The 5,888-nt window shown below is 72.7% G+C and carries 4 protein-coding genes; 3 read left to right on the top strand and 1 reads right to left on the bottom strand.

Going from position 1 to position 5,888, the window contains the following annotated elements:
* Window positions 1-1,875 (top strand): LuxR C-terminal-related transcriptional regulator (locus tag WBA97_RS28445; protein WP_424234020.1); only part of this gene is annotated, 1,875 nt, incomplete at its 5' end.
* A gap of 8 nt (window positions 1,876-1,883) precedes the next feature.
* Here WBA97_RS28445 and WBA97_RS28440 read toward each other — a convergent pair.
* Window positions 1,884-2,636, bottom strand: coding sequence for a thioesterase II family protein (locus WBA97_RS28440; RefSeq protein WP_424234019.1), 753 nt, complete (start codon window positions 2,634-2,636; stop codon window positions 1,884-1,886).
* Window positions 2,637-2,879: 243 nt separating this feature from the next.
* Between WBA97_RS28440 and WBA97_RS28435 the strand changes: the two genes are divergently transcribed.
* Window positions 2,880-4,121 carry a cytochrome P450 gene (locus WBA97_RS28435; RefSeq protein WP_424234018.1) on the top strand — a complete coding sequence of 414 codons (1,242 nt, stop codon included), beginning with the start codon at window positions 2,880-2,882 and terminating at the stop codon, window positions 4,119-4,121.
* Between the two features lie 26 nt (window positions 4,122-4,147).
* Window positions 4,148-5,888: type I polyketide synthase (locus WBA97_RS28430; RefSeq protein ID WP_424234017.1), on the top strand; the 1,741-nt coding region annotated here is incomplete at its 3' end.

Here is a 5,888-nt window from a genome sequence, read left to right as displayed (position 1 = left end):
GCGCTGTCCCGCGCCGCCATCGTCGACGGGTGGCGGTTACGGCACCCGGCGATCACCGCGACGGTGCTCGGCGCGCTGCCCCCCGACACCGCGGCCGAGCTGCATGCCCGCGCCGCCGAACTGCTCGACCGGCACGGCGTGGACGCGGTCGGCGTCGCACGCCACCTCGTCGCGGCCGACACCACGCCGGGACAGTGGGCGGTGCGCGTGCTGCGCCAGGCCGCGGAACAGGTCACGGTGGACGACGCCGCGCTGGCGGTGAAATGCCTCGACCTGGCGTTGCGTGCCACCGAGGACGAGAAGGACCGGACGGCGCTGCGTGCCGCGCTGGTGCGGGTCGCGTGGCGGGTCAACCCGTCGTCGGGCGCCCGGCACCTGCCGCCGCTGCGGGACGCGCTGCTGGCCGGGAACCTGGGGTGGCGCGACGCCGTCCCGGTGATCCGGCACCTGCTGTGGCAGGGCGACCTGGCGGCCGCGATGGCACAACTGGTCGCCGCGTCGGCCACCGCGGGACCGCTGGACGTGCGCACCGCCGTCGAACTGCGGCTCACGTGCGAGTGGATCTACGGGTCGCTGCGGGACCAGGTACCCGCCGAGGCACACGCCCTCCTGACGGTCCAGGAGAAGGCCGCGTCGGCCAACCCGTGGGTGCACACCGCGCTGTTGCACCGGGCGTGGTCGCGGGGTTCGGCACGGGACGTCGTGCCAAGAGCCGAGCACGTACTGCAGGGCCGGGCCGGGGATGTCCCGGCGGAGGTCGTGGCGACCGCGTTGCTGGCACTGGAGGACGTTGGCCGGTCGGAGCGTGCGGCGTGCGCGTCGGCCGCGCTGGTCGACGAGGCCACCCGTCTCGGCGCGACGACGGGGCGGGCGCTGCTGGTGTGCGTCGCCGCCGACACCGCGCTGCGCCGGGGTGACCTGGTGGCCGCGCGAGCGAAGGCGACCGAGGCGCTCGGCATGCTGACCGCGCAGAGCTGGGGCGTGCTGATCGGGTACCCGCTGTCGGTGCTGATCCTCGCCGAGACCGCGATGGGCAACGTCGAGCAGGCGACCGCACTGCTGTCGCGCCCGGTGCCAGAGGCGATGGCGGCCACCACGTTCGGTGCGCGCCTCGCCCACGCTGGCGGGCACTGCCACCTGGCGGCGGGGCGCGTTCTTGCCGCCCTCGAGGAGTTCGAGCGGTGCGCGAGCTGGGCCAGAGGCCGTGAGCTGGACGTCCCGGCGGCCGCGCCGTGGCGGGGTGACCTGGCGCAGGCGTTGCAGCGGCTGGGACGGAACCGCGAGGCCCGCGCGTACGCGACCGAGCAGCTCAACCGCGCCAAGGCGGCCGGTGGCGCCAGGGGCGTCGGGGTCGCGCTGCGGGTACTGGCCTCCTGCAAGGACACGAAGGACCGCACGGCGCTGCTGAACGAGTCGGTCCGCCACCTTGAGCGCTGCGCCGACCGGCTCGAGCTGGCCAGGTCGCTGGCCGAGCTGAGCAGGACCCACCAGGAACGCGGGCAGCTCGCCAGCGCCAGGATGGTGCTGCGCAAGGTGACCCAGCTGGCCAAGGTGTGCCAGGCCGGGCTGCTCGCCGACGAGGTCGAGCCCTCACCGGTGCACGAGACGACGGTGGGCGCCGACAGCGAAGCCGTCGGCGCGGCGTCGCTGTCGGCGGCCGAGCGCAAGGTCGCGGAGCTGGCCGCGCACGGGCACACCAACCGGGAGATCGGGCGGCGGCTCTACATCACCGTGAGCACGGTGGAGCAGCACCTGACCCGGGTGTACCGCAAGCTGAACGTGGCCAGGCGCACCGATCTGCCGACCGACCTGCCGTCGGTGGTCGCGGACTCCCGGCCCCGCGTGGTCAGGGCCAGCGTGGCGCTGTCCCGATGACCGACCGGTCAGGCGACCCCGAGCGCCGTCCGGATCAGGCCGAGCACCTCGGGGACGTGGCGGTCGAGGTAGAAGTGGCCGCCGGGGAAGACCTTCATCGCGAACGCACCGGTGGTGTGCTCCTCCCAGCGGCTGACCTCGGCCACGGTGGCCTTCGGGTCGCTCTCGCCGACGATGGCGTGGATCGGGGCGGAGATGGTGCGGCCCGGCTCGCTCCGGTAGGTCTCGATGGCGCGGTAGTCGCCGCGGATCGCGGGCAGCACCATGCGCAGGAGCTCCTCGTCCCGCATGACCTTGGCGTCGGTGCCCGACAGCGCCTGGATCTCGGCGACGAGACCGTCGTCGTCGCGCAGGTGGACGCGCTCGTCGCGGACGGTGCCCGGCGCGCGGCGGCCGGAGACGATGATCGAGTGCGGCGCGACGCCGTCCGCCTCGAGCCGGGCGGCGACCTCGAACGCCAGTACGGCGCCCATGCTGTGCCCGAACAGGGACAGCGGCCGGTCGGCGACGCGGGCCACGTGGGTGGCGAGCAGGTCGGCGAGCTCGGCGATGGCCGTCACGCACGGCTCGGTCCTGCGGTCCTGCCGCCCGGGGTACTGGGCGGCGAGCACGTCGACGGCGGGCGCGAGGTTCTTGGCGACGCCGAAGAAGTAGCTGGCCGACCCGCCCGCGTGCGGCAGGCAGACCAGCCGGTGGGCGGCGTCCTGCGTGGGTTGGTAGCGGCGCAGCCACAGGTCGGTCGCCTCGGCGGTGTGCGTCATGGTCTCGTTCCCGTCCGTTCCGTCTGCGGGGCAGGTGCGGGAACCACTGTCCCGCCGGCACGTGCCAACGTGCGACGCGCGGGTGCCCCGGCGCAACCCCTCTCCTGTGCGGCCGGTCGTTTCGGGTGGCAGGACCATGTCCGATCGGTGCCGGTAGGGGTTGTCGCTAGGGGCTCGGCGTCGGTTTCGTTGGCCGATGGCACCGGGGCGGCCCGGGCCGGGAGTCGTGTGCGGGAGCAGCGGATGGCAACGGACACAATCGAACGGACGCGGGCACAACTGGCCGTGTGGCACGAGTATGTCGCCGCCGCGGGCGAGCAGGGCGATCCCTACGCACTCCTGCTCGGCGCGCCGGAGAACCCGTATCCCCTCTACGAGCAGATCCGCGCGCGTGGCCCGGTGTCGCGCAGCGCGCTGGGCACCTGGCTCGTGCCCGACCACGCACTCGCCGGAAAAGTGTTGCGGGACCGCAGGTTCGGCGTGCGCATGGGGTCGGGAGACCGCGCGCCGCAGTCGGTCGAGTTCGACAACTCGATGCTGGGCATGGACCCGCCCGACCACACCAGGCTGCGCAAGCTGACGATCCACGCGATCAATCCCGGTCAGATGGAGTCCTGGCGGCCGAGGATCGAACGGTTCTGCGACGAACTGCTCGACAGGATCCTCGCCGGGCCCGCCCGGTTCAACTTCATGACGGCGTTCGCCCAGCAGCTGCCCATGTACGTCATCGGCGAGCTGATCGGCGTGCCGCGCGAGCACCAGCCGGAGATGTTCGCACTGACCCGCCGGATGATGCACCTGGTCGACGGGGAGCCGTCGCTGGCGCTGATCGAGGACGTTTCCCGTTCCACCGCCCAGATGCACGCGATCTTCGCCGACATCATCGCGAGGCGGCGGGCCGACCCAGGTGCCGACCTCGTGTCGGACCTGTTGCCCGCACTGGACGACGAGCGCATGTCGATGGCGGAGTTCACGCCGCTGCTGGCGTTCCTCACGCTCGGCGGCGTCGAGACCACGGTCAACCTGATCGCCAACGCACTGAACCTGATGCTGGCGCACCCCGATCAGTGGACCGCGTTCCGCGACGACCCGTCCATGGCGCCATCGGTGATCCAGGAGACGCTGCGGTTCGAGACGCCGACCCAGCAGTACCGGCGGGTCGTCCAGGAGGAACTGGAGATCGGCGGCGTCGTGCTGCCGGTGGACAGTCAGCTGGCGATCCTGGCCGGTGCGGCCAACCGTGACCCCGAGGTCTATCCGGACCCGGAGCGGTTCGACGTGTTCCGGCCAAGGAACAGGGAGCTGCTGTCGTTCTCCCTGGGGATCCACTTCTGTCTCGGCGCGGCGCTGGCCCGGCTGGAGGGTGAGGTCGCGCTGGCCGCGGTCGCCGCCAGGCTGCCCGACGTGCGACCGATCGGCCCGATCCGCCGCCGCAAGTCCTACATCATCCGCGGCATGCTGCAGTTCCCGGTCGCGGTCCGCTGACCACCCGGCGTGAATGAGGTCCCCCCATGGCTGACGAGAAGACCCTTCGCGACTACCTCAAACTGGTCACCGCCGACCTTCGCCGGACAAAGCAGCGCCTGCGTGAGTGGGAGGACGGCGACACAGAGCCCATCGCCATCACCGGCATGGCGTGCCGCTACCCGGGCGGCGTCGAGTCGCCGGAGGACCTGTGGCGGCTGGTCGCGTCCGGCGGCGACGGGGTCGGACCGTTCCCCGGTGACCGGGGCTGGGACCTAGACGCGTTGTTCGACGCCGACCCGGACGCCCCGGGCACCAGCTACGCCTCCCAGGGCGGTTTCCTGTCCGGTGCCGAGGAGTTCGACCCGGTGTTCTTCGGGATCACCCCGCGCGAGGCGCTGGCCATGGACCCGCAGCAGCGGTTGCTGCTCCAGACGTGCTGGGAGGCGTTCGAGCGCGCGGGGATCGACCCGACCTCGTTGCGCGGCAACCGGATCGGCGTGTTCGCGGGCACCAACGACCAGGGCTACCTTTCGGTCGCGGGCGGTTCGCCGGACGAGACCGAGGGGTACCTGCTGACTGGCGGCGCGTCCTCGGTGGTGTCCGGGCGGGTCGCCTACACCTTCGGTCTTGAGGGGCCCGCCGTCACGATCGACACGGCGTGCTCGTCGTCGCTGGTGGCGCTGCACCTCGCGGTGCAGTCGCTGCGGCGGGGTGAGGTGACCATGGCGCTCGCGGGCGGGGTGACCGTGATGGCCACGCCGGGCGTGTTCACCGAGTTCAGCAAACAGCGCGGCCTGGCCGTCGACGGCCGGTGCAAACCGTTCGCGGACGCGGCCGACGGGACCGGCTGGGGTGAGGGTGCCGGGGTGCTGCTGGTGGAGCGGCTGTCCGACGCCCGGCGCAACGGGCGGCCGGTGCTGGCGGTGGTGCGCGGTACGGCGGTCAACTCCGACGGCGCGTCCAGCGGGCTGACCGCGCCGAACGGGCCGTCGCAGCAGCGGGTCATCCTGGCGGCACTGGAGGCTGCCCGGCTGTCACCGTCCGATGTGGACATGGTGGAGGCGCACGGCACCGGCACGCGGCTCGGCGACCCGATCGAGGCGCAGGCCATCCTGGCGACCTACGGGCAGGACCGGGACACGCCGGTGTGGCTGGGATCGGTGAAGTCCAACATCGGGCACACGCAGTCGGCGGCCGGTGTCGCCGGGGTCATCAAGTCCGTGCTGGCGTTGCGGCACTCGACCATGCCGAGGACCCTGCATGTCGACGCGCCGACGTCGGCGGTCGACTGGTCGGCGGGCGCGGTGTCGGTGCTGACCGAGTCCCGGCCGTGGCCATCGGGCTCCTCGCCCCGGCGGGCCGGGGTGTCCGCGTTCGGGGTGAGCGGCACCAACGCGCACGTGGTGCTCGAGGAGGCTCCCGAGGCAGAGGCCCCTGAGTCGGACGCGGTGCCGGACGCCGTGCCGGACTGGCCCGTGCCGCGTGTGGTGTCGGCGGGGTCGGCCGATGCGTTGCTGGCGCAGGTGGCGTCCGTTCGCGCGCTCACCGAGCCGGTGGCCGACGTCGCGTTCTCCCTGGCCACCACCCGGGCGCGGTTGGCACACCGTGCCGTCCTGGTGAGGGACGAGCTGGTCACCGGGTCGGTCGGGCCTGGCGGGCTGGCGTTCCTGTTCACCGGTCAGGGTTCTCAGCGGGTCGGCATGGGCCGGGAGCTGTATGCGGCGTTTCCGGTGTTCGCGGCGGCGTGGGACGAGGTGTGTTCGCGTTTCGACCGGGTTCCTGTCG

The sequence above is a fragment of the Actinophytocola sp. genome (assembly GCF_049647105.1).
Classification (GTDB): Bacteria; Actinomycetota; Actinomycetes; order Mycobacteriales; family Pseudonocardiaceae; genus Actinophytocola.
The sequence above is the reverse complement of the archived record's forward strand: the minus strand, read 5'-3'. Positions and strand labels throughout refer to the sequence as shown.

What these genes read in the sequence shown, in the direction of transcription:
- WBA97_RS28440 (WP_424234019.1), bottom strand. Translation starts at nt 2,636, where the DNA reads ATGACGCACACCGCCGAGGCGACCGACCTGTGGCTGCGCCGCTACCAA.
- WBA97_RS28435 (WP_424234018.1), top strand. Translation starts at nt 2,880, where the DNA reads ATGGCAACGGACACAATCGAACGGACGCGGGCACAACTGGCCGTGTGG.